The 22345-nt window shown below is 36.4% G+C and carries 26 protein-coding genes; 23 read left to right on the top strand and 3 right to left on the bottom strand.

Annotated features, from left to right (window positions below; translation table 11 throughout):
* The first annotated feature begins 28 nt into the window (after positions 1-28).
* From CKK03_RS16885 to CKK03_RS16825, 14 genes are all read left to right on the top strand, one after another.
* The gene (locus CKK03_RS16885; protein WP_099363700.1) at positions 29-1198 is read left to right on the top strand and encodes a M20/M25/M40 family metallo-hydrolase; all 1170 of its coding nucleotides are present in this window, start codon (positions 29-31) and stop codon (positions 1196-1198) included.
* A 95-nt stretch (positions 1199-1293) separates the two neighbouring features.
* A complete protein-coding gene (locus CKK03_RS24175; protein ID WP_281254523.1) occupies positions 1294-1425 on the top strand; it encodes a hypothetical protein in 132 nt (43 codons plus the stop codon).
* A 139-nt stretch (positions 1426-1564) separates the two neighbouring features.
* Entirely contained in the window at positions 1565-3103 is a 1539-nt protein-coding gene (locus CKK03_RS16880; RefSeq protein ID WP_099363699.1) for a sodium:solute symporter family protein, read from the top strand.
* Positions 3104-3181: 78 nt separating this feature from the next.
* Positions 3182-3931, top strand: a complete 750-nt coding sequence (locus CKK03_RS16875) for an SDR family NAD(P)-dependent oxidoreductase (protein WP_099363698.1) — start codon at positions 3182-3184, stop codon at positions 3929-3931.
* 620 nt (positions 3932-4551) lie between these two features.
* Entirely contained in the window at positions 4552-4785 is a 234-nt protein-coding gene (locus CKK03_RS24005) for a hypothetical protein (protein ID WP_099363697.1), read from the top strand.
* 248 nt (positions 4786-5033) lie between these two features.
* Complete coding sequence (locus CKK03_RS16865; RefSeq protein ID WP_099363696.1) at positions 5034-5945, top strand: MBL fold metallo-hydrolase; 912 nt, start codon at positions 5034-5036, stop codon at positions 5943-5945.
* 342 nt (positions 5946-6287) lie between these two features.
* A complete protein-coding gene (locus tag CKK03_RS16860) occupies positions 6288-7211 on the top strand; it encodes an aminoglycoside phosphotransferase family protein (RefSeq protein WP_099363695.1) in 924 nt (307 codons plus the stop codon).
* An 88-nt stretch (positions 7212-7299) separates the two neighbouring features.
* Positions 7300-7674, top strand: coding sequence for a hypothetical protein (locus CKK03_RS16855; RefSeq protein ID WP_099363694.1), 375 nt, complete (start codon positions 7300-7302; stop codon positions 7672-7674).
* Between the two features lie 103 nt (positions 7675-7777).
* Entirely contained in the window at positions 7778-8446 is a 669-nt protein-coding gene (locus tag CKK03_RS16850; protein WP_099363693.1) for a DNA alkylation repair protein, read from the top strand.
* Between the two features lie 174 nt (positions 8447-8620).
* Entirely contained in the window at positions 8621-9337 is a 717-nt protein-coding gene (locus CKK03_RS16845) for a ferredoxin reductase domain-containing protein (protein ID WP_099363692.1), read from the top strand.
* 114 nt (positions 9338-9451) lie between these two features.
* Entirely contained in the window at positions 9452-9646 is a 195-nt protein-coding gene (locus CKK03_RS16840) for a DUF4083 family protein (RefSeq protein WP_099363691.1), read from the top strand.
* Between the two features lie 299 nt (positions 9647-9945).
* On the top strand, positions 9946-10635 hold the full coding sequence (locus CKK03_RS16835) for a hypothetical protein (protein ID WP_099363690.1): 690 nt from the start codon (positions 9946-9948) through the stop codon (positions 10633-10635).
* A 60-nt stretch (positions 10636-10695) separates the two neighbouring features.
* The gene (locus CKK03_RS16830; protein ID WP_099363689.1) at positions 10696-11193 is read left to right on the top strand and encodes a GNAT family N-acetyltransferase; all 498 of its coding nucleotides are present in this window, start codon (positions 10696-10698) and stop codon (positions 11191-11193) included.
* A 157-nt stretch (positions 11194-11350) separates the two neighbouring features.
* Complete coding sequence (locus CKK03_RS16825) at positions 11351-11557, top strand: hypothetical protein (RefSeq protein ID WP_099363688.1); 207 nt, start codon at positions 11351-11353, stop codon at positions 11555-11557.
* Here the strand turns inward: CKK03_RS16825 and CKK03_RS16820 are convergent, their stop codons facing one another.
* On the bottom strand, positions 11558-12559 hold the full coding sequence (locus CKK03_RS16820) for a DUF3231 family protein (RefSeq protein WP_099363687.1): 1002 nt from the start codon (positions 12557-12559) through the stop codon (positions 11558-11560).
* A 306-nt stretch (positions 12560-12865) separates the two neighbouring features.
* On the opposite strand from CKK03_RS16820, the gene CKK03_RS16815 reads away from it, so the two are divergent.
* The 6 genes from CKK03_RS16815 to nadR all read left to right on the top strand — a co-directional run bounded on the left by CKK03_RS16815 (position 12866) and on the right by nadR (position 18266).
* The gene (locus tag CKK03_RS16815; RefSeq protein ID WP_099363686.1) at positions 12866-13048 is read left to right on the top strand and encodes a hypothetical protein; all 183 of its coding nucleotides are present in this window, start codon (positions 12866-12868) and stop codon (positions 13046-13048) included.
* A 360-nt stretch (positions 13049-13408) separates the two neighbouring features.
* On the top strand, positions 13409-14179 hold the full coding sequence (locus tag CKK03_RS16810) for a PH domain-containing protein (RefSeq protein WP_099363685.1): 771 nt from the start codon (positions 13409-13411) through the stop codon (positions 14177-14179).
* 431 nt (positions 14180-14610) lie between these two features.
* Entirely contained in the window at positions 14611-15426 is an 816-nt protein-coding gene (locus tag CKK03_RS16805; RefSeq protein WP_099363684.1) for a nucleotidyltransferase domain-containing protein, read from the top strand.
* Positions 15427-15695: 269 nt separating this feature from the next.
* Positions 15696-16478 (top strand): NUDIX domain-containing protein, encoded by a 783-nt coding sequence (locus CKK03_RS16800; RefSeq protein WP_099363683.1) that lies wholly within the window; start codon positions 15696-15698, stop codon positions 16476-16478.
* Between the two features lie 61 nt (positions 16479-16539).
* Complete coding sequence (gene pnuC / locus CKK03_RS16795; RefSeq protein ID WP_099363682.1) at positions 16540-17238, top strand: nicotinamide riboside transporter PnuC; 699 nt, start codon at positions 16540-16542, stop codon at positions 17236-17238.
* Positions 17235-18266, top strand: a complete 1032-nt coding sequence (nadR, locus tag CKK03_RS16790) for a multifunctional transcriptional regulator/nicotinamide-nucleotide adenylyltransferase/ribosylnicotinamide kinase NadR (protein WP_099363681.1) — start codon at positions 17235-17237, stop codon at positions 18264-18266. Before pnuC ends, nadR begins: the two co-directional genes overlap by 4 nt.
* 69 nt (positions 18267-18335) lie before the next feature.
* Here the strand turns inward: nadR and CKK03_RS24000 are convergent, their stop codons facing one another.
* Positions 18336-18731, bottom strand: a complete 396-nt coding sequence (locus CKK03_RS24000) for a hypothetical protein (protein ID WP_245864169.1) — start codon at positions 18729-18731, stop codon at positions 18336-18338.
* A 165-nt stretch (positions 18732-18896) separates the two neighbouring features.
* Here CKK03_RS24000 and CKK03_RS16780 point away from each other — a divergent pair, with 165 nt between their 5' ends.
* Both CKK03_RS16780 and CKK03_RS16775 read left to right on the top strand, forming a co-directional pair.
* Complete coding sequence (locus CKK03_RS16780) at positions 18897-19697, top strand: cupin domain-containing protein (protein ID WP_099363680.1); 801 nt, start codon at positions 18897-18899, stop codon at positions 19695-19697.
* 253 nt (positions 19698-19950) lie between these two features.
* Positions 19951-21435, top strand: a complete 1485-nt coding sequence (locus tag CKK03_RS16775; RefSeq protein WP_099363679.1) for an amidase family protein — start codon at positions 19951-19953, stop codon at positions 21433-21435.
* A gap of 113 nt (positions 21436-21548) precedes the next feature.
* On the opposite strand, the gene CKK03_RS16770 is transcribed toward CKK03_RS16775, so the two are convergent.
* A complete protein-coding gene (locus tag CKK03_RS16770) occupies positions 21549-21950 on the bottom strand; it encodes a cobalt transporter (protein ID WP_180271285.1) in 402 nt (133 codons plus the stop codon).
* Between the two features lie 103 nt (positions 21951-22053).
* On the opposite strand from CKK03_RS16770, the gene CKK03_RS24260 reads away from it, so the two are divergent.
* On the top strand, positions 22054-22236 hold the full coding sequence (locus tag CKK03_RS24260; protein WP_099363678.1) for a GNAT family N-acetyltransferase: 183 nt from the start codon (positions 22054-22056) through the stop codon (positions 22234-22236).
* Positions 22237-22345: the final 109 nt, after the last annotated feature.

Raw genomic sequence — 22345 nt, 5'->3', positions numbered from 1 at the left:
AATAGGTTAAAGAAAGGAGAGAAGAAGAATGGCAGAGTCAAAAATACTTTTGGATTATATGGAAGGACATACAGAAGAGTTTCTTAGGGTTTTAAAAGAAGCTGTGCTTTTGGAAAGTCCTACAGAAGGAGATAAAGAAGACCTGAAGAAATGTAGAGATTATTTCGAAATGATCTTTTCTGAGATCGGCTTTAAGAGCACTGTTGTACCTAGCAACGACAGTCGCTATGGCGATCATTTGCTTCTTGAATTAGGGGATGGTGAAGAGCAAATTCTATTTGTTGGTCACTATGATACGGTTTATCCAAAAGATTCATTTGGTGATTTATGGAAAAAAGAAGGAACAAAGGTCTGGGGACCAGGTGTCCTTGATATGAAGGGCGGAAACGTTCAGGTATATATGGTTGCAAAAGCCTTGAGAGAACTTAATCTGCTTCCTGAAAATAAAAAGATAGTATTTTTCTTAAGCTCTGATGAAGAGGCTGGGAGCTATTCATCAAATATGCATTATAAAGAGTTAGCTAAAAAGAGTAAGGCCGCCTTTGTTATGGAAAGTACGCGAGGTGACTATGTAGGTGGTTTGAAAATAGGACGATTTGGAAGAGGGAACTATACGTTTGTTGCTAAGGGAAAACCTGCTCATTCAGGTCAGGAGCCTGAAAATGCCAATAGCGGTTTAGTTGAGCTTGCTAAACAGGCTGTATATTTAGAAGGTCTTACAGACATAAGTAAAGGATTGACGGTTGCTTGTACTTGTTTAAAGAGTGGGAATGCTGGCTGGCCTACAGTTCCTGGAGACGGTGAACTAACAATAGATGCAAGATTTTCTTCGTCAGATATGGCAATGGAATATGATAGACTGTTTAAAAATCTGAAGCCATTTAACCCTGAAGTCAAAATTATGACAACCGGTGGAATTGAAAAACCACCTTTTGATGAAAATGATCCTAAACATAGAGGCCTCTATGAACTAGCTAAAGAGGTTGGAAGTGAATTTGGTATTGATATGCAAGGTTATGTAACAAGAGGAGGCAGCGACGGAAACTTTACTGCATCTGTAGGTTGCCCAACACTTGACGGTCTGGGAATGAGTGGAGATTTTGTTCATCAGCCTGGAAAAGAATATATAAATATAGATCATATTGGCATAAGGAGTGCATTCGTGGCACAGATGGTTCTTAAGGTTTTCCGAGATTAGACTGGGACAGGAATCACCAAAGGCCCATAGAGTGGAATTGCATAATTTAGTTGAGCTGTAATTCCTATATTATTTTAGAAAAGAGGTGAACCTTTATGGGAGATGTATATTGGATGACTGCTATTCTCATCATTCAGACAATTGTATCAGTAGGAATTTGTGCGGCGCTAACTATAAAAACTGAAAGTGTTGTGGAGGAATCTAAGAATTCAAAAAAGATAGGTTAAAAGAAAAAAGATAGATTTTTAGGTATGAAATTATAGATTCTATTCTGAAAAATATGAACGTTAAAACAGAACTCGAAGAAACAATTGTAATTACTCTGTTTATCCGTGTTTTTTACTTTAAATTGAAAGGGGAAAACGTATGAATGTTTATATAATAGTTTTTATTATTTATTTACTATTTCTCGTTGTAATAGGCCTATTAGCATCTAGAGGTCAGAAGGAAACTACTGAAGAATATTATGTAGCAGGAAGAAGTATGAACAAATGGGTTGTTGCTGGTACATATGGTGCTAGTTTTATGAGTGCAGGAACGTTTATTGGACAGATTGGTGCAAACTATTCATACGGTTGGGTACAGATTTGGAATTTTAATGCCACAATACTCCCAATGTTTATCTTAGCGGTATTTTTTGCGAAAAAATTCTGGAGAATCGGTTATTATTATGGAGCAAGTTCAATGCCGGACCTAATTGCTTTAAGGTATCCTTCTAAGTTTACTAGAGGATTTTACTCCCTTCTTATTCTATTGATTTATACGGTTGGTATGGCAGCTATGTATTTGGGAATATTTACTGTTTTAAGCCTTGTAACTGATCTTCCCTATATGGCATGTATTATCATAGGTGCAGTTGTAGTTTTACTTTATTCTTATAGTGGAGGGGCAAAAGCAGTTGCCTGGACAGATACGCTCTGTCTTATATTAATGATTTTTGCAGTTGTTGCATCGGTAAGTGTTGCATTAGTAAAAGGTGGAGGTTTTGAAAACCTGATTACTGCTTTTGGTCAGTCTTCTGTTCCAGAAGGAAAGACATGGGCAGGAGGATCAGACCTTTTATCCCCAACAAACGACTTTTTTACTTTAGCAATGGTAATCTCATTCTTTTTTGTTTGGTCTATGGGTAATCTTTCACAACCCCATCAGATGACAAGAGTCTATCTTGCCAAGAATGAAAAGGCTGCTATAAGCGGAGTTGCTCTTATTCTTATCCCGAACTGTATTATTCTTATAGGTGGGCTTATAATCGGAGCATATGCTAGGGTGAATTATCCAAATCTTGATAGGATTGATTATGCATTCCCAACGGTTGTAATGGGTATTCTACCACCTGTTGTCGCAGCGATTGTACTAGTTGGTATTATTGCTGCGGTCATGTCAACAGCTTCAACAATGCTTATTATTTCAGCTCAAGCCGCAGGCTATGATATTTATAAAAAACTCATTAATCCGAATGCTTCGGAAAAAACAGTTGTTAAAATTTCAAAGGTTACAATGATTATCTGTACGATTCTTTCAATCACCATTGCTTATCTTGCTCAAACGGTCCAAGGAATTTTCTTCCTATGGTCATCAGCATTCGCAATGATGGGTGCAGGAGTTCTTCCATCACTTATAGGCGTCTTCTACTGGAAGAGAGCCAATTCACAGGCTTGCCTTTCAAGTATGGTAGTAGGCTTTCTGTCAACAGCTGCAATGTATGTCATTCCGACATTAAAGCCGTCATGGGCTGTTCACCCTATACTTCCAGGACTACTACTCTCTGTATCGGTATTTATCATTGTAGCATTATGCACAAAACGACCCGATGCAGCCATTATTGAGATGTTCTTTGGTGAAAAGATGAAGGATCCAAGAAAACGCACGAAAAAGGTAGACTCAGATATGGTAGTTAATAGTTAATACCTTTTATAGACTTAAAGATTAATAAATGAATTGTACTAGTAAAGAAATGGGTTTTATGATTGGAGGGGACACCCCATGAAAGAGAAAGTTGTAGTTATAACCGGCAGTACATCGGGAATAGGTGAGGATATTGCAGTTAAATTTGCAAAAAATGGCTGCAAAGTAGTTGTTGTTGGCCGCAATGAAGAGAGAGGAAACCAAGTCGTCGATACGATTAAAATCGATGGTGGTGAGGCGATATTTATTAAGGCTGATGTTTCTCAAAACAGTGAGTGTGAAAATCTATTTACATCGGTTCTAAAAGAATACGGAACAGTTGATATACTTGTTAATAATGCGGGTATAATGCGCAATATGCCTATTACTAATATGGAAGAAGGGGACTGGGATGAAGTTATTAAGGTAAACCTTAAATCCTACTTTCTATGTTGCCGTGAAGCTATAAAAATAATGAAGGAAAAAGGACACGGAAGAATCATTAATATCTCTTCAAGAGGTTGGCTAGGTGGAACAGCCCAGGCTAATTATGCAGCTTCAAAGGGGGGAATTGTAAGTCTTACAAGGTCATTAGCATTGGAAACTGCAAGAATGGGAATAACAGTAAATTGTGTTGCCCCTGGTATGATTGACACCCCACTTCACAGTCAGAGCACTGAGGAGGAAGTGGCATTTCGCATGAAGAGTCAGCCAATGGGGAAAGTAGGTACTCCAAGGCAGGTTACCAATATAGTGGAATATTTTGCGGGAGAGGAAAATTGGTTTACTACAGGACAGGTTTTATATGTATGCGGGGGAATGAGTGTTTTGGCCTCGTTGTCCTCCTAAGGGTCTGAATTTAATTCTGGCCGATTTATCAACGTAGGTCATGGTGTTTTTTCCTTATAATACCTTTGGGGACATTAGTGAAAGAGAAATATTTATCTGGAAAGAATGGTTCAATGAGTGGTAATACGGATTCAAATATATAATGAGAGTTTGAAAGTAGTCCTTTCATTTAGGACTACTTTTTTGTCGTTCCTCTTGTTATTAATATGTCCTATCAATCTGTCACAAGATATTTCACATCAAAGGTGCCACATTTTATTGAACCCCTTAGTATCTACAAAGGGGATGGGTAGTTGAAATTTATCCTATGGTCCCGGTCATTGTTATTCCTTGTTGCACATTTTGTGAAAACTACAAAATTATGATTTGCTTTTCGCACAAGGGCCAGCCCCAAGTATAATCTATTCAATGCTCATCATAATAACTAAATAAGTTACTCTATTTCGATCTTAAAAATAACGGTTCGATGATCCAAGAAGGATTACGCACCTTTTTGTTGAAGTTTATTATCTAACAAGCAGTTATTTTAAATGAGTCTTTAAAGATTTATCTGGAAAAGAATTAAAATGTAGAAATTAACATAGTGTTACCAATTAATTACTGAGCAGGGGTGATGGCTTATCGATAAAAGAAATCGTTTAGGTGACGAACCTTTTAATTTTCGAGTGACAAAAGATAATACAGTCTTTTTGCATTATCATGGTAGACAGGTAAAAATTTTAAGAGGAACTGAAGCAGAGAAATTTCTAAAAAGAATTAGTGTTGCAGAAAATACGAAGGAAGCACAATTAATAATGGCGAAAATCACTGGAAATTTCAAAAGGGGTAATGAACGAAAAACGGAAGAACAATAATTAATTGCATTGATTCTAGATACCATAACTTTCTGTTAATAAGAAAGTAATATTAATGTTGTTTATAATCAAAACTTGTTAATTATAAGCTAAGTATTTAGTAAGTATAACCGTTATCATAAAGTGAGAATGAATGGTTTATGTAACTATAGGTGAGGAAAAATTGGTCATAGTTTATGGTATCTCCTGATCCCAACGTAGAAAGGACTGGGACAAGGGACCTGTCCCTCTGTCCCGCAGGTGAGAGTATGAAGGCAAGGTATAATAATTTGAATGATGTGTCGAATAAGAAATCGTTTCGGGATATGCGAAAGTGGCAGAAGGAAAGACGAAGGAAAGTGAAGGATTTAACTAAAAATATACCGCAATGTACAGAAAAAAGGATCCAAGAAGTGAAGGAAAATAGAAGCCGAACTTCTTATACCTGGATTGGGCATTCTACCTTTTTGCTTCAACTTGGTGGTCTTAATATACTTACTGATCCGGTATGGGCGAAACGAATGGGTTTTCAGAAGCGGTTAACTGATCCTGGAATTCCGTTGGAAGATTTGCCGGAAATCGATGTTGTGGTTATTTCGCATGGTCATTATGACCATCTAGACTTTCCAACTTTGAAACAACTAAAAGGAAATCCCACCTATTTTGTTCCCATTGGCTTGAAATCTCTTTTTATAAAAAAAGGGTATCAACATGTAAGAGAAATGAGTTGGTGGGAATCAACAGAATACAAAGGGATTAATATCCATTTTGTCCCAGCTCAGCACTGGACAAGAAGGTCGCTTAACGATATGAATACCTCCCATTGGGGTGGGTGGATATTTCAAACAACCAGTGAAACGTTTTATTTTGTCGGGGATACAGGCTATTTCTCTGGTTTTAAGGAAATAGCTGCACGTTTTATGATTGATATCGTATTTATGCCAATTGGAGCCTATGAACCAGAATGGTTTATGGCAGATTCGCATATTTCTCCTGAATATAGTGTGAAGGCATTTATCGAATTAGAAGCGAAGCATTTTGTTCCCATGCATTATGGTGCTTATCGATTGGCAGATGATACAGGGCCTGAAGCCTTAGAGCGATTACTACGAGAATGGGAAAAACGCCAACTGCCGAAGGAGCAATTGAAGGTTTTAGCAATAGGGGAAACCGTGTTGTAATCAAAGTGAAGCCGATATGATTATAGTAGTCGAACCATAACTTTATATACCTGAAAGACTAGGAACACTATAACACACTTAGTCTTTTTACTTATATACCCGTATACTTAAAGAAGCTTTTAGCGTGAATATGTGTACTAATCTAAAAACGTGTAAATTTATTCCATGTAGAACAATCGGAGCGGGTCGTTGTGAAAAACCAATGATTACATTTAAAGAACCCTATGCCCAATGTAGAGGAAGCTTATCAACTATTGGTGGATCATTTCAATCACTTAGTTATGCTCTTTTCTTTCGTTTTTGGTTTTTTACTAGATGAACCATTCTAAAAGGGGGTAAATGATGGATAGTAAAAGTAAAAATGTGGAGTTTGAATGGGTTAAAGATACCATTTCCAGAAATTTTGGGAATGTACAAATCAATCACATTTTGGAACTTGGGGAAGGATTTCGGAGCAAGGCATTTTTGATAAATGATAAGATGGTTTTTCGTTTTCCAAAGGAAGAAGCTGGAGCCATTGATACAGAGAAGGAAATAAAGATGCTGCCATTCTTAAACAAACAGATTACTCTTAACATACCTGAATTTATTTATTGTGGAAAACAAAATAATGGATATCCTTTTGTCGGCTACCTACTAGTGCAAGGAGAGCCAATGAATGAGCGGCAGTTCCATTCGTTATCAATGGAAATAAAGACTAGAATCTGTGATCAGATTGCTGAATTTATCGACCAAATTAGTTCCTTCAATGTTAAGAGGGCAAGGGAGCTTACTGTACATGAAATAAACTTCTATCAAGAATTTCTAGAAACCTTTCGAGAAGTTCAGGAAAAGTGCTTTCCACTAATTAATAAAGAATTGCAAGATTATATTTCCTCTAGATTTACATCTTACCTAGAAAATAAAAATAACTTCGTATATACACCTAAGCTGCTTCATTCAGATTTATCTCTAGACCATCTAATGTTTGATAGTAAGAAGGAGGAACTCACTGGAATCATCGATTTTGGAGATATGAGGATAGGTGATCCAGATTATGAATATGTATATTTGCTAGAAGAGTGCGGAGAAGAAATTACAAGATATGTAATGGAAAGAAGAAACGAGGAAAACATTCAAGAGAAACTGGATAAGATATCGTTTTTTTTGACAGCCAATAATGTTCAGCTATTCCTAGAAGGTCTAAAAAGTAACAATGACGAGTTGAAAGAAGAGGCAATTACACTCATTGAGTATGAATTGGAAAATTACGAGACTGAAGACTAGAAGCAAGCAAAAGGTAGATCCTCAATCGGGCCCGAAACAGGAAGAAAAATGAGGTGTTTTTATTTTAGAAAAACTCAAGAAAATTAATATGAAAACTGCTGTATTTATGGGAATTGTTTTTTACTCTTTGACTATCTTAATCCACTTTCTTATTATAAGCAAAAGTATTCCATTCACATGGGTTAATGGTGGTAGGTCTGAATCATTCGCTGAACAGCTACCAATATCTGTTATAAATATCGTTATTTCTATTATTGGATTAGTTTTTACTTTGATTGTTGGTAGAATTAAACTATATAAATACAAAAGAGGAATAACCGTTATATGTTGGTTTTTTGTTGTACTTTGGTCTTTTGGATTTATACAACAATTGTTTGGAACACCTTTTGAAAAAATGGTTTGTTCGTTAGTATTGCTTCTTGGAGTTATCTCGAACTTGCGTATGGCGATTGAAAAAAAATAGCTGTAACTATTTAATTAATAAGTTTGTGAACAATTACATATAACGAAATTGAATTCTTCAAGTTATATTATGAACCAGTGCTTTAATAAAGGAGTTGTATAAAATGAATGAAAATAAAGGTACAGAAATAAAACGCTCTTCAAAAGCAGAAAACATTCTATCTCAGATCAATAGTAAAACTATGCTTGGCGACTTACGAAAAATCGCGAAGGACATTAAAAAGGATCATGAACTAGCTATGGAACTATGGTCAACTGAAGAGTTCTTGCCCAGACTATTAGCAATCTTAATTATGGACAAAAAACTTCTTTCGCTAGATGTGCTAAATAATCTTGATAAGGATATGCAGATTCACACTTTTAAAGAGCGAAATAACTTAATGGATTGGTTAATGGCTAATCAGCTCACCAAGGACAAAAAGAAAATTGCAATGATGGAGTCATGGGAAAATAGTCCTTCTGCGCTTCAAAGGCGAGCTTTCTGGTATTATCAAGGGCGATTGAGATGGACTGGACAAACACCGCCTGATAATACCGCATACTTGCTATCTGCATTAGAAGCTAATATTACGGAGGAAGAACCGGAAGTTCAATGGGCTATGAATTTCACAGCAGGCTGGATAGGCGTTTATGATGAAAAGAATCGTGTACGTTGTATTAAACTTGGTGAGAAAACGGGTCTTTACAAAGATGAAAAAGTAGCAAAAGGATGTACTCCCAACTATTTGCCGGAGTTCATTAAGATAGAAGTTAACAAACGACATAATAAGTAGTTACCTCTGAAAGCTTCAATAGGGTGATGCAAGAATAAAGGAATACAAAGCCTTATAATATAAATAGAAACAGTATATTTCATTAAAATTATCAAACTTTTTAATTGAGAATTATTATCACTTGTCGTATAGTAGGTAGGAACGATACATATTCATCGAGAAGGAGATTATATAATGCAAATATACTGGACTAAAATAAATAAGATTATTGAGGAAACTCCTGAGGTTAAAACGTACCTACTGGACCGTCCGGAAGACTTTACTTGGGAGGAAGGTTCCCACACTCACTTTGCCATGAAAGGTTTCAATGCTGGAGAAAAACCAAATAAGAGTCTGGTTCGTCATATGTCTATCTCTACTTTACCGTACGAAAATGCAATCGGTATCACAACACGGATCAGAGAGCAGTGCTCTGAGTTTAAATCGATTTTAAGAAATTTGGAAGTTGGCAATGAAGTTGCACTATTTAAAACACATTCGAATGTACCGTTGAAAAGGGAAGACAAAAATATTTACCTGCTTTCATCAGGTGTCGGCCTGGCAACTTTTAGACCGCTTGTTCTTAAATATTTCGAACGTGCTGCCAACGTCAATCAAATCCATTCCTTGAACATTGATTCATCAAAAGATTTCCTATTCACAAATATTTTTAAATCCGCACCTGACAAGAAGTTCACGGCCCAGTTCGTCGATAACCGTAAAGACTATTATGAAGCACTGCAAAATCTTGCAGCAGATAAGAATGGACTTTTCTATGTAGTTGGTAGCGATGAGTTCGTTGTCCAGAACATTGAAATACTACGTGAGCAGGACATCAAGCCAGAACAAATTATCCTTGATAAGCGCGAAAAAGAATTGCCTAAATTTTTTTCATCTAATTTATCAAGTTAAGAGGGCTTTATAGTAAGGTTGTTTTCGTAAAGTTTATTGTTTTGGGATATGAAGGTTTTAGGACTAACAAGAATATGTTAAAATTATAAAAAAATGGAAAGAAGGCATTGAGATATGGAAGGTTATAATATAGCTTCGATATTCTTTTTGGGTATAGTTATTATTCTTGTAGTCTTATTCGTAGTTTCTTTCACGCTTTTTATCCGGAGAATACTTATCAAGTCTTCTATAAAAAGTAATCAATCAGTAGAGATTGAAAAGAAACTTGATAAAATCATAGATTTACTTGAAAAGGATAAAAACTACTAAAGAAAATGAGGAAGACCTTAACATATCACCGTTTTGCGGTTATTTTTGGCAAGTATGAATAAGAATATGTTCAACCTGTTTTTTTAAAAATGTTAAATTCTTCCAAGTTGAAGCATTTATACGTAAAGAAACGGGTTCGCTAGTTAAACAAGAATACATATATATAAAACACCGATCTAATTTCGGTGTTTTTTGTATGGAGATATATGAAGAAACATCTCTTGTAACAAAATGAACATTAACATCGTCAAACGTTATAGGAGTAGGCGTTTAATTTAAATTAGAGTTGGAGGGTTATAATGAGATTTTCTTTTTTGTTAATCGTGTTATTTACTCTGAGTTCCTGTGCTAATTATACTACGATTGAGTACGAAAGGAATAACCATGATGTAGAGTCAGGAGACAGTACCACAGTTAGTGCTATAAATAGTCAGAGTAGATCCGGCAATGAACAAAATGATCCTGAATATGTAGCTAAAAATAAAGGTGAACTATCCGAACTGGATTTTGAAATAGCTTATGAAATGTGTACGAGAGTGCTTACTGACTATTACAAAGCTGTCTGGAACGGAACGGATATTGAACTGGAACCATTTATCGATAACGATAACCTTAAACAGTATACGCAAATGAAAATTCAATCCCAACATGATGTTAAAGGCAATTTAAATGATATTGTCCAAAATATTGAGATAGGTAATTGGGAAGGGGAGTATACTGACGATGCGGATGGAGGTTTCCTCTATTTAAAAGTACCTGTGGAAGTTAATAAGGCTGTAGGTAGTTATGGTGAAATCACTGAATTTCTTGTACGTAACATAAACGGTAAGTTAGTGATTGTTGATTGGTATTCTGGTACAAAAGACGGTTATGATTTCTTGGTGCGTGGAGAAAATCTAACGATTGACAACCCTGCTATATGGAATAAAAGTGAATGGGTAAAGAATTTACATAATAAGCAGGTTGAATTCTCGGGGACAATTCGATAGATTGATATTTACAGCTATGTGCCAATCAAAGTTTATTCGTTAAATATAGGAGAAGAAAAGATGGTAAAAATAATAGAATTAGCAAGTAACGAAGTAATACAAAAAGTATCAGAACTCTATAAAGAAGTATGGAATAGTGAAGATCATTCAATTTTAAAACATAGCTCATATAAGGGGTTTAGAGGGTTTGTAATCCTGTCTAAAGAAGATAGAGTAATAGGTTTTGCTTATGGTTATACTTCATTACCTGGACAGTTTTATCATGAATTACTTGCAAAGGAATTTACTTCAGAAGAATATCATGAATGGTTACAAGATTGTTTTGAATTTGTTGAGTTAGCGGTACATCCATCATATAGAAAACAGGGTCTTGGTAAAATGCTAATTACAAGACTAGTAGAAGGCGTTGACAACAGGACCACGATTTTAACAACGCAAATCGATAATAAATCTGCACGTTCACTATATGAGTCATTGCAATGGAAGGTACTAAAAGAACCTTTTTATCCAGGCAATTCTAAACAGCCATATGTGATAATGGGTAAAAAACGAATGTAGTCCTTTTTAAATGAAAACTATGTAAAATCTGGGGGCATAATTTGAACATAAACCATTTTTTAATAGTAATTTTAGCATCCGATTTTTTTTGATATCCGGTTGTTCAAATCTTGTTGAAAAAGGAAATGAAGACACAGATAGTGAATTTCCTCCAACTATGTCAGGCATAGTTATCATTAATGGGACAGAGTATCAAATGGACGAGGGCAATTATCGCTGGGAAAGAAAAAAAGGTCTAGATACTGAAGCTGTACAAACAGGCCATGCATCTCCGTATCAAATGGCTGAAGAGGTCCTTCAAGCAATAATAAAGCTCTCCGATAAAAGAGTAAGGAGAGCTTATTATTTAGTAATTGCATTTTGATTATTTAGTTAAATCGTTCCTATCCTGCATTTGTGGTGGTTCTTCAAGCCAACCGTTTTTCGCCATGAGTTTTCCACCCTCTTGACCATATGTTAAAATGTCTTTTGCTTCATTTATCAATTTTAGTGGGAGGTCACTTCGTAAACTAAATGCTGTTCCTAATGCATTGCTTCCTAAACCAAAGCTACAAAACAGGCTGGTACAGTACATCATTAGTTTATCTGAAAAAGGAGCTATTTTTGAATCAGTTGCATTTGCCCCCCATGTTGAAGGTGGTTGAATATCACTTTGAAGAAATAATTGCGTATTGTCAGTCACTATTTTTTTAGCTAATTCTTTTCCCTTTATGAAATATTTTTTTACTTCGGGTTCATTTGCCACTTGTGCGAACCCCGTTATCAACTGCATGCCAATAATATTAGATTCAATTGCGTGATATAAATGTGCTACTTCAACTGTGTTCAATGCACGTTTTTCAGAAAATAAGTTAAACCCACTCATATAATTTGTTCCCTCTACAAACTCCACAGACTTTGGCATAGTTACAGCGGGAGGTCGTGGTAAAACATCTTTCTTTTGCAAATAATCTACACATTCATCATAACCACTTTGAGTAAACTCAGTTAATTCCTTGTAAAGAAGAACGATATCTTTGCGATATGACATATTAAGATGAAGTGTATGTAAACCCATGCTTATTTCTTGAAGAAGACGAAGAAACATAATATCAAACATGTTGTCATATAGCTTGGGTACGCCTGTATTAACATCTTGCTCTGTGAATCCGACAGGAATAACAGCACCTTCATTATTAAAGATAGTTTTTATATCTTCAATATAGTTAACATTTTTCATATGAGTTTTTTGCATAATTTCTTTAGCTTGATCGTCATCTGCTTGTTCTATAAAATATTCAAGCATTCTTTGTATCATTGTTTTTTCTTGATAGGTCATCCACAATGTTCCTAATTCAGTTGAACTTAAAGGCAGTTTTTCCGTCATCATATAATCCTCCAATTGCTTCTAACTTATCATTCATAATCGTATTTTCCTTATTATTTGTAATAATTTCAGTATTTCCCAAGGGAGATAAACTATGTAGTATTTTTTACGTATTAATTAACGGAGCAGTTTAGTAAAATAAAAGGAAATACTTTACGGCTGTCTAAATATGTTTTAGTAGAAAAAGTAGTGTCTTTTCAGGGAGGATAATATGGGGTATATAGAAAACTCAGGAAACTTCAACAAACTAAATGTTTTACAAGAGTATAAAAATAAGATTTTGTTTTGTATTGAAGGAAGTTCTAAATGAATATTCTATTAAGAGTTCTTTTAAGTGTGATGGCTTTAGTTCTTGTTTTTGCCATAATTGATTATTATATCGATGGAGCATTGAAATATATACTATGGGGTATAACGGCGGCAGTAGTTTCACTATACAACGAAAAGAAAAATCGTGAACATAGAAAAGCTAAAAATAGTAAATATTAAACGAACTGGTGCGTAGATCCAAGAAGGATTACGCACCTTTTGTTGAATTCCTAATTATTAAAACAGCAGATTTCTTCAACGATTATTGTGCAGTATAAAAAAACGAAATAGTAGGAGAATAGTAGTGAAAAAGCTTATATAGCCTCTTGTTTTTATAAGTGAATGGATTCTATTGCTTATGTTTTTTCTTGGTCATAAAATACATATTTTAGGAACCAGAAAAATAGCGATGGATTGTCAATTGGGGAAACACGGATTTTTATCAATAACCATACCTTTTTTAGTTTACCTTTTTTGAGTATATTTTCTTATGATTAAATTTGATAGAAGCAATTTTATTTAATTTAAGGAGATGTTTTAGTGGGTTTCTTTGATCGTAAAGCTATTTGCGGTGTGTGTAATAATGAAGTTGGACTTAATCGTTTTAAAGTAAAAAAATCAGACGCATGGTTGTGTCCCAGTTGTTTAAAACAAGCTGGAGGAGCTACCGCGATTAATGTGAATAAAATTACTGTTGATGAAATCAAAGCGATTATTCAAGAGAAGGAAGACAAACTTGGTGATGACCCAATGTCACGTGCCGAAAATATGTACCACTATTGTAAAGAGAATAAATTCGGTTCTGGATTTAACGAAAAGTGGGGAGTTAAACACTTCAAAGTCTTACAAGATAATCTAATTCGCGGCGAAAAGGTATTAATGACTTTCATTGGATTGCACAATTATCAATCCCCTACTAAACACGATAGTAACTATGCTTATGCAATTACTAACAAACGAATATTGTTTGGTCAAAAGTCTTTAACTGGCGAAAAGTTTAAAGCTGTTAATCATGAAAAAATCAACGATATCTCTTTCGAAAAAGGAATGGTATTTGGTGTTCTCACGATCGATACTCCTCAAGAGAAGTTTAATATTGCCTTAGATTCAGCTTCCGCGTCGTCCATAAACAACGCGATTCATGAAGTTTTGGATAATTTAAAGGCTTCTAATACTCAAGAAAGTATTTCACAGCCATCTGCTAATACTTCTACTGCTGATGAGATTTTAAAATTTAAAGGACTTCTAGATTCTGGAGTCATTACCGAAGAAGAATTTGAAGCGAAAAAAAAGCAACTTCTTGGACTATAAGTGTTTCATCCTCCGTAATTTACGGACTATACTCATAAAAATACCGATGTTTCTCTAATCTAAAGATTGCCCATTTATCGAGGGGACAAAATGAATTTCTCTTTATAATTTAATTGTATATCTGAATGAACTCATTGAGTTCTAAAATAAACATAGAGGATCCTGATAAAAACGAAATTTAAATGATTAAAAATATGATGCCAAAGAATTCAACTTTTCATCATTTCAATAGCAAAACATGGTAGAAGATTAACAAAATTTGTGAAAAATTGCTTTAAACGAATGGGTGCGGTAATCCAAGAAGGATTAATGCACCTTTTTTGTTAAAGTTATTAACTAATGAAGCAGGTTAATTCAATGAGAGGATGTTTATCAACATTTTCTCGGTGGTATAATTAGGAAAATGCTGGAGTAAAAAAGAGAGGTGATGAATGGTGATTTTAAAAGCAGGATATGGTCTAGACCCTAATGGATTTATAGTAAGTGATGTTAGTAAAGAAAAAATTGATAATGTCTTTGTGCCTTGCATTCAGCAATCTGTTGACAGTCTTAAAAAATTGTTTCCTAGACAATTGCACAGTGTTTATGTGTACGGAAGCGTAGCCAGAGGAGAAGCAATAGCTTTAAAATCAGATTTAGACCTAATCGCCCTTTTTGATAATAAACTGAGTGCTTTTAAAATGGCTGAATTAAAGAACCTGGCTAGGGAACTGTCACAAAAATATTGTTCTCTTGTTCGTGATGTTGGTATTGCAGTTGCATATTACGACTACACAGTTGATCCCTCAAATTATTATGATAGTGCATTTCTTAAGGAACTCTGTGTTTGTGTGTACGGGGAGGATCTAGGGAAACGATTTGGTCCTTACAAACTTACATCAGAAATAGCAATTCGCTTCAATGGAGATATTTGTGAGGTACTTACTCGGACGTTAAATAAGTTAAAAACAGCTTCAAACGAGGAGATTATAATAATTTTGCAAGGCTTTGCTCGTAAACTCATTCGAACATTCTACTCAATGGTGATGGTGCGATCTCAGATTTGGTCGACACGACTTCACGAGCAATCAGAAGTCTTTATCCACCACTTCCCAGATAAAAAATCTATAATTCTCACCTTGCTAAAATGGATAGAGGAGCCACCAACGGACCGTGAGGCTGTATATGAGTTGTTTATAAGAGAGGGTGAATGGGCTTGTGCACATTTTGCACACGAAGTCAGTATTTCTAATTCAAATAATGTGTAGCTTATGTTTAAAAAGATTAGCAGTTTAATTAGAAAGAATACTATTTTTATTGTCTTTTTTCATTTTGTGCTAGAGTATTAAACCAATCTATACCTTCATCGCATTAAGTGTTGTGGAAAATCTAAGTAAAACCAAAGTAATAGGGGTTTTCGGAAAAGATTACTTTTTGTCGAATATTTTATGTAACATATTTTGCAAGTGTTTGATATAATACTACTAACAATTAACAAAATGTTAATCAATAAGAAACAGAATGAGGTGTCTAATAGATGAGTGAGGATTTGTTGAGTTACGATGTGAGTAAATATCGAACTCCTGATGGATATACAAGTGATATTGCAGTTTTTACGATTATATCAACAGAGGTGGGACCTTATAAGCCACCAGAAAAGACATTAAAACTTATGCTAATTAAGCGAGCGGAGAAAACAAATGAAGGTGAGCCTAATATTGAAAGAGGAAAATGGGCTTTGCCTGGTGGGTTTATTAAGCCTGAGGAAAAGGCCTATGATGCAGCTGTTCGCGAATTACGAGAGGAAACGGGTATAGATGGATTAAAAATTAAGCACTTTGGCGTTTATGATAAATTGGGTCGTGATAAGCGGGGCTGGATTATTTCGAATGCGCATTATGCAATCGTTCCAGAAAATGAGCTAGTGAAAAGGAGAGCAGCAGACGATGCAGCCGAGGTGGCATTATTTGCGATGGATGAAGTGTTTAAACTGGACCTTGCTTTTGATCACAAGGAAATTATTGATGATGCGTTATGGTTCATCAAAAAAGATATGTCTTTAACAACGCTCGCGAAAAACTTTTTACCAAAGGAATTTGTCTTATCTGAGCTGCAAGGGGTATTGCTAACGGTCATGGATGAACCTTGGCTAAAACTAGATTCTCAATTTTTCAGGAAGGCTCCAACGCTACCGTTCATTGAAAAAGTCGTGAAGGATGGAGAGCCTCAAAAAACGAATCGTTGGTCGAAAAATAAAGCACAGCTTTATCGCTTTAATGATTTTGATCCATATGTATCGATCTATAATGCCAAATATTAAATTTTTTTCTTTATCACAATTAACAATTTGTTAATTAATAATCATTAAGGAGTGAAGCAAAATGAAGCTTTTAAAAGACTGGACCTTGTTTGAAAAGGGATGGCTTGTGACGTTTACGCTTGTGAATGTGTATTTGTTTTTTGTCTGGGATGATACGCTTCTTGGATTTATTACTTCGATTTCAGGAATGCTTTGTGTGGTGTTTGTTGCGAAAGGAAAGATCAGTAATTACTATTTTGGAATTATCCAAACCGGAACCTATGCATATATCGCTTACGGTTATGGCCTATATGGTGAGGTCATGTTAAATGCCTTGTTTTATTTTCCACTGCAGTTTGTAGGACTTTATTTATGGACGAAACATAAAACAAAACAAACTGTACAAGGGGAAGAGATTCAAGTCAGTGTATTAACGAAAAAAGGCTGGACCCTTACGTTATCTTCATTCGTCGTCATCTTTGTTCTATACGCATACCTTCTAGAAAAAATTGGTGGAAATGTCGTCTGGATTGATTCAGCAACGACGACATTATCGGTGATTGCGCAACTATTAATGCTCAAACGATTCACTGAACAGTGGCTATTCTGGATTGCGGTGAATGTCCTATCCATCGCACTTTGGCTGAAGGCTTTGATGTTACAAGGTGGGAATGATGTATCCATGCTTGTCATGTGGTCGGCCTTTCTGATCAATAGTATTTACGGCTATTACAACTGGTCGAAAGTGTATAAAAAGCAGAAAGGGGAGGAAATAGCATGAATAAGGTTGGATTTTACGGCGGAAAGTTTTTACCTTTGCATCAAGGTCATGTGTACGCGATTATCAAAGCTTCCACGATGGTCGATGAATTGTATGTCGTGTTGTCTCACAGTGAAAAAAGGGACCGAGAACTTTGTAAAGAGAGCAAGTTTCCCTATATACCAAGTCGAATCCGGCTACGCTGGCTTTCCCAACTAACGAAGGATATGAAGAACGTCAAGGTCATAGAAGTGGAGGATCATGATGGGGATGAGGATTACAATTGGAAGGAAGGGTCCATAAAAATAAAAGAGGCAATTGGGAAGAACATTGATGTGGTGTTCAGCTCTGAAATAGGATATGACCCGATATTTCAAGAACTATATCCTGAAGCAACGCATGTTTTAATTGATGGAAAAAGGAAACAGGTACCGATTTCGGCAACTGAGATTCGTAAAAAGGGTGTATTTCAATACTGGCACTACATTCCCGAGGTAGCGAAACCGTATTTCGTCAAAAAGGTCGTCATATTGGGAACGGAAAGCTGTGGAAAATCAACGCTGACGAGAAATCTAGCCATCATGTATAACACGACGTATGTAAGCGAATATGGCAGGGAAATCTGTGAAGAGTTGGGAGGGTGTGATGGAATTATGCTAGACGAGGATTACCCACTCATCGCATACGGTCATAAATTAAAAGAATATGAAGCTAGTAAACAAGCAAATAAAATAGTCTTTATTGACACCGAAGCAGCTGTCACTCAATTCTATTCAGAGCTTTATAATCGTAAAACACAACAGGTACTAGAAGAGATCGCCAAGCTTCAAAATTATGATCTATGCCTCTTTTTAGAGCCAGACGTCAAATGGGTGGACGATGGGTTAAGGGTGCATGGGGAACAACAGGTTCGCGAAGAAAATAATCAGCGCTTGAAGCAATTATTGAATGAATACGGAATTCCGTTCGTAAGCGTAAACGGGAGCTATCAAGAGCGGCTAGATAAGGCGATTGAGTTGATTCGGGAAAGGGTAGGGGTCACGAATTGAATTTATCTACATTCTGGCGCCTGACCCTCAGCGCGGTAATGCTTTACTGTGTTGGGGGTCAGGCCCTTTTTATATAATAGTAATACCTATAAAAAAGAGCAGAATTACAATGAATAAAGCCAAAATAACGGTCCACCATTTGATTTTTACTTTTGTTAATAAACGGTCCACTATAAAAAAGAAAATGGCAGAAACAAGACTAAGAACTAGGAACACTAATCCGAAAAAACAATGGAATAGAAAAGAACAAATTTCACGAGAGTATGTTGATGTAAACATCTTTTTACTCATCCAATCACTCAATATGGATATGATAACCCCATAGGAAATCACAATCATTAAATTTAAATAATATAAGCCAGCAAATCCATTCATACTAAATCCACCTGGAACCATAAAAATGAATGCAACTATCAAACTACTAATGATCGCAGTTAAAATTTTTCTTCTTATTATAATAGACATTGGTCTCTCCCTAATTCTCTTTGAAGATAATGGTACCAAATGTTGGCATTCCACTTTTGATTATACAATAATAGTGGATCACTATACATTATGAAGTTCGGAAGTACCCATATCTTTTTACATGCATACGATGAAGATATAAAAATCGGGAAGGGATTGATCTAAATGTACTATGTTCCTTATAGTTATCCATCACAAAATCCTTTTAATGTAAACATACCAACGAATCAGTATGTAAGACAACCTTATTACTCGCCCTATCTTAACGGATATAATGGGTTTCGAAAGACTGATGGTAATGCTCAGCTTTCATTAAAGGATTACGGACCCAATCCATTTGTCATAAATATTCATGAAGCATCTAAGCAAAACAGTACATATCGTACTGCTTTGTGGACTGGAGAGCATTTACAAGTAACTTTAATGAGTATCGATGTTGGGGATGACATTGGATTGGAGATCCACCCTGTAGTGGATCAATTTTTACGAATTGAACAAGGTCAAGGAATTGTTCAAATGGGTAAAGATAAAAATAATTTAACCTTTGAAAGAAATGTCTATGATGATTCCGCCATCATGGTACCTTCTGGAACGTGGCATAATGTAATCAATACAGGGAATACGCCTTTAAAACTTTACTCAATTTACGCTCCTCCTAATCATCCATTCGGTACGGTTCATGTTACTCATGCAGATGCCGTGGCAGCGAAAAAAAAACAAGGTAAAGGAAAGACAGTTGTTTTTGGTAAGACACCGGATGAATGGATCCAATACACGGAATTTTTGGTGAAAGAAGGACTAGAGGACGTGAAAAGGGGAGTAAATGCAACACATATTCTTCAAGAATTTATTCTAATGGGAGTTCTAGTTGGTAAAGGGTACTCTCCGCAAAAAGCATATGAAACTGTTGAAGCATGGGAGCGTACAGGTGAATCCAAACTTCTTCAGCAAAGTAAAAACATGTAATTAGAAAGTTGGTAAGGGGCTGTCTGTTGACAATCCCTTTTTTAATTGCCTTTTTTACATAACCACGATACTATGCAAATGTTTATGAACAAACAAACTTGTGTGGGGGGTCAGGCCCATTTTATTTAAAAGTTTTCATAAAAAAGTAGATGATAAAATGATAAGATAATAGGTAAATAGTGGTATCTAAGTAGAATTGGATTTTTAGGACGTTTGTTATTGTTGTGCAAACCAAAAAGGGGGGCAATGGTTAATGTCCGAATATAAGAAATATGACGGGGTTGGATTAGCTGAATTAATTCAAAAGAAAGAAGTGAAGGCAGAAGAAGTCCGTGAGGCAGCCATTCGTGAAATTGAAAAGAAAAATGGTGCGCTAAATGCGGTTGTTGATAAATTTCACAAAGATTCTGAGGAAGTTGCTCACGTTCAATCAACCGGCTCTTTTGCGGGTGTGCCTTTCTTAACAAAAAGTATAAATCAGGAAGTAAAAGGTCGTCCAATCAGAAGTGGTTCAAAGTTGCTGGAAAACATTAAAGCAGACCAAGATAGTGAATTTGTTCGCCAAATCCGGAATACGGGTGTTACCCTTTTGGGACAGACGAATGTTCCAGAGTTTGCATTAATGGGAATAACCGAGCCTGCTCATTATGGGCCATCACGAAATCCTTGGAACACGGATTTTACACCAGGTGGTTCAAGTGGCGGTTCAGCTGCAGCTGTCGCATCGGGGATGGTTCCAATTGCAGGAGCAAATGACGGTGGTGGATCGATTCGCATTCCTGCTGCTTTTTGTGGATTGTTTGGATTAAAACCAACTCGTGGTCGCACACCAATCGGTCCAGGGAGAGGGCGGGTATGGCAAGGGGCATCAGTCGATCATATTTTAAGCCGCTCTGTTAGGGATAGTGCAACCATACTTGACCACTATCAAATGGACCGCTCGAATGCATTTATTGCGCCTCCTTTTAATAGGTCTTATTTAGAAGCATCGATGACTGCACTGACAAGTCCGCTTAAAATTGCATTTACCACAGACTCTCCAATAGGCACTTCTGTTGATCAGGAGTGTAAGGAGGCCGTACATAAAACGATAAAGCTCTTAGAAGAGATGGGACATACCGTTATCGAGAAAGCGGCACCGATTGACGGAAATAGAGTAGCGAATAGCTATTTTATGTTGTATTTTGTAGAAGTTGCCACAACCTTGACTGAGCTTGAGGATATAATCGGACGAAAGATCACCTTTACCGACGTAGAACCGGCAACTTGGATGCTGAATTTACTTGGAAAAGCTGTATCAGCCGAAGAATTTTTAGCAAGCCTAAAGTTTTGGGACAAGGCTGCGATTCAAATGGAAAACTTTCACGATGACTATGACCTTTACGTCACACCGACTACTGCCCACCCTCCATCAAAGATAGGGGAGCTCGATCAAACACCATTTGAAAAAGGACTGATCCAAGTAGTGGGAGCTTTAAAATTAGGAGGAATGTTGAAAAAATCAGGCTTTGTTGAGCAATTGGCAAACAAAAGCCTTGTGAGAACTCCATTCACCCAGCTTGCGAATTTAACCGGCCAACCTGCAATGACGCTGCCCATGCATCTCACAAAAGATGGTCTCCCATGTGGTGTTCAAGTGATGGCAAGGCGCGGTCGTGAAGACCTTCTGTTACAGCTTGCAGGTCAACTTGAAAAGACAGATTTTTGGATTCAAGTGAAAGAAAATCCTAGTTTTTAGGAATGGATACTGGAGCCTGCCCTCTGTATACTACTCCGTCTGACAAACGAGAAAAAGCCATTACAATTTTCTTCTTGTAATGGCTTCTGTAGCAGTTGGTGTTTAAGGATATATTAGTAGTATCCACCATAAGGAGGGTACTGGTAACCTGGGTAATTTTGATAAGGTGGGTATGGCGTTGGCGAGTATCCTGGGTAGGATCCATAGTTAGGGTATTGGTAATACGGGTAGTTGTTAGGGGAATTGAGCAATGTTCCTGCTAGTAACCCGCCTGCTAATCCACCCAAAAATGGAAGTCCACCTTGAAAACCTCCATGTCCCGGTTTACCATGGCCGCCACCATGTCCTGGTTTACCATGATGCCCATGATGGCCACCGCCATGTCCTGGTTTACCATGATGACCATGATGCCCACCACCGTGTCCATGCTTAAACTCACGCATCATTCCCGTTTGTCCATAATCATATTGGTACGGAAAAGGCATTGGATTCGTTTGATACCATTCATATTTCATAACTATTCCTCTTTTCATGAATTCTTTGTCCCTACAGCATATGCAACTACCCATAAAAGTTATGGGCAAGTATCCATGAAAAGGGATATTTACCTAAAAACAGTTGGATAAAGCGGAAGTTCGGAATGACAGCCTGATTTCAAAAAGAGTAGATTGTGAGAGAATCCGTTTATCAGTTGTGCCTGAAAATGAAGCTGCCATCCAATTCTATAAGCGTCTAGGATTTGTTGTAACCGATGAGATGCTGGAGGACGAAAGGGTAATGGATTATTTTGTACAGGGTTGATTGCTTGCTCAGCGCAAATTAAATAATCGAACTTCCTGAACCCTAGTGCGGTAAAGTATTGCTGTATCAGGGAACAATGAAAAAATTATAAATGCAACAAATGAGGTGT

The sequence above is a fragment of the Fredinandcohnia onubensis genome, assembly GCF_002734215.1.
Classification (GTDB): Bacteria; Bacillota; Bacilli; order Bacillales; family Bacillaceae_L; genus Ferdinandcohnia; species Ferdinandcohnia onubensis.
This window is presented reverse-complemented; position numbering and strand designations above follow the sequence as displayed.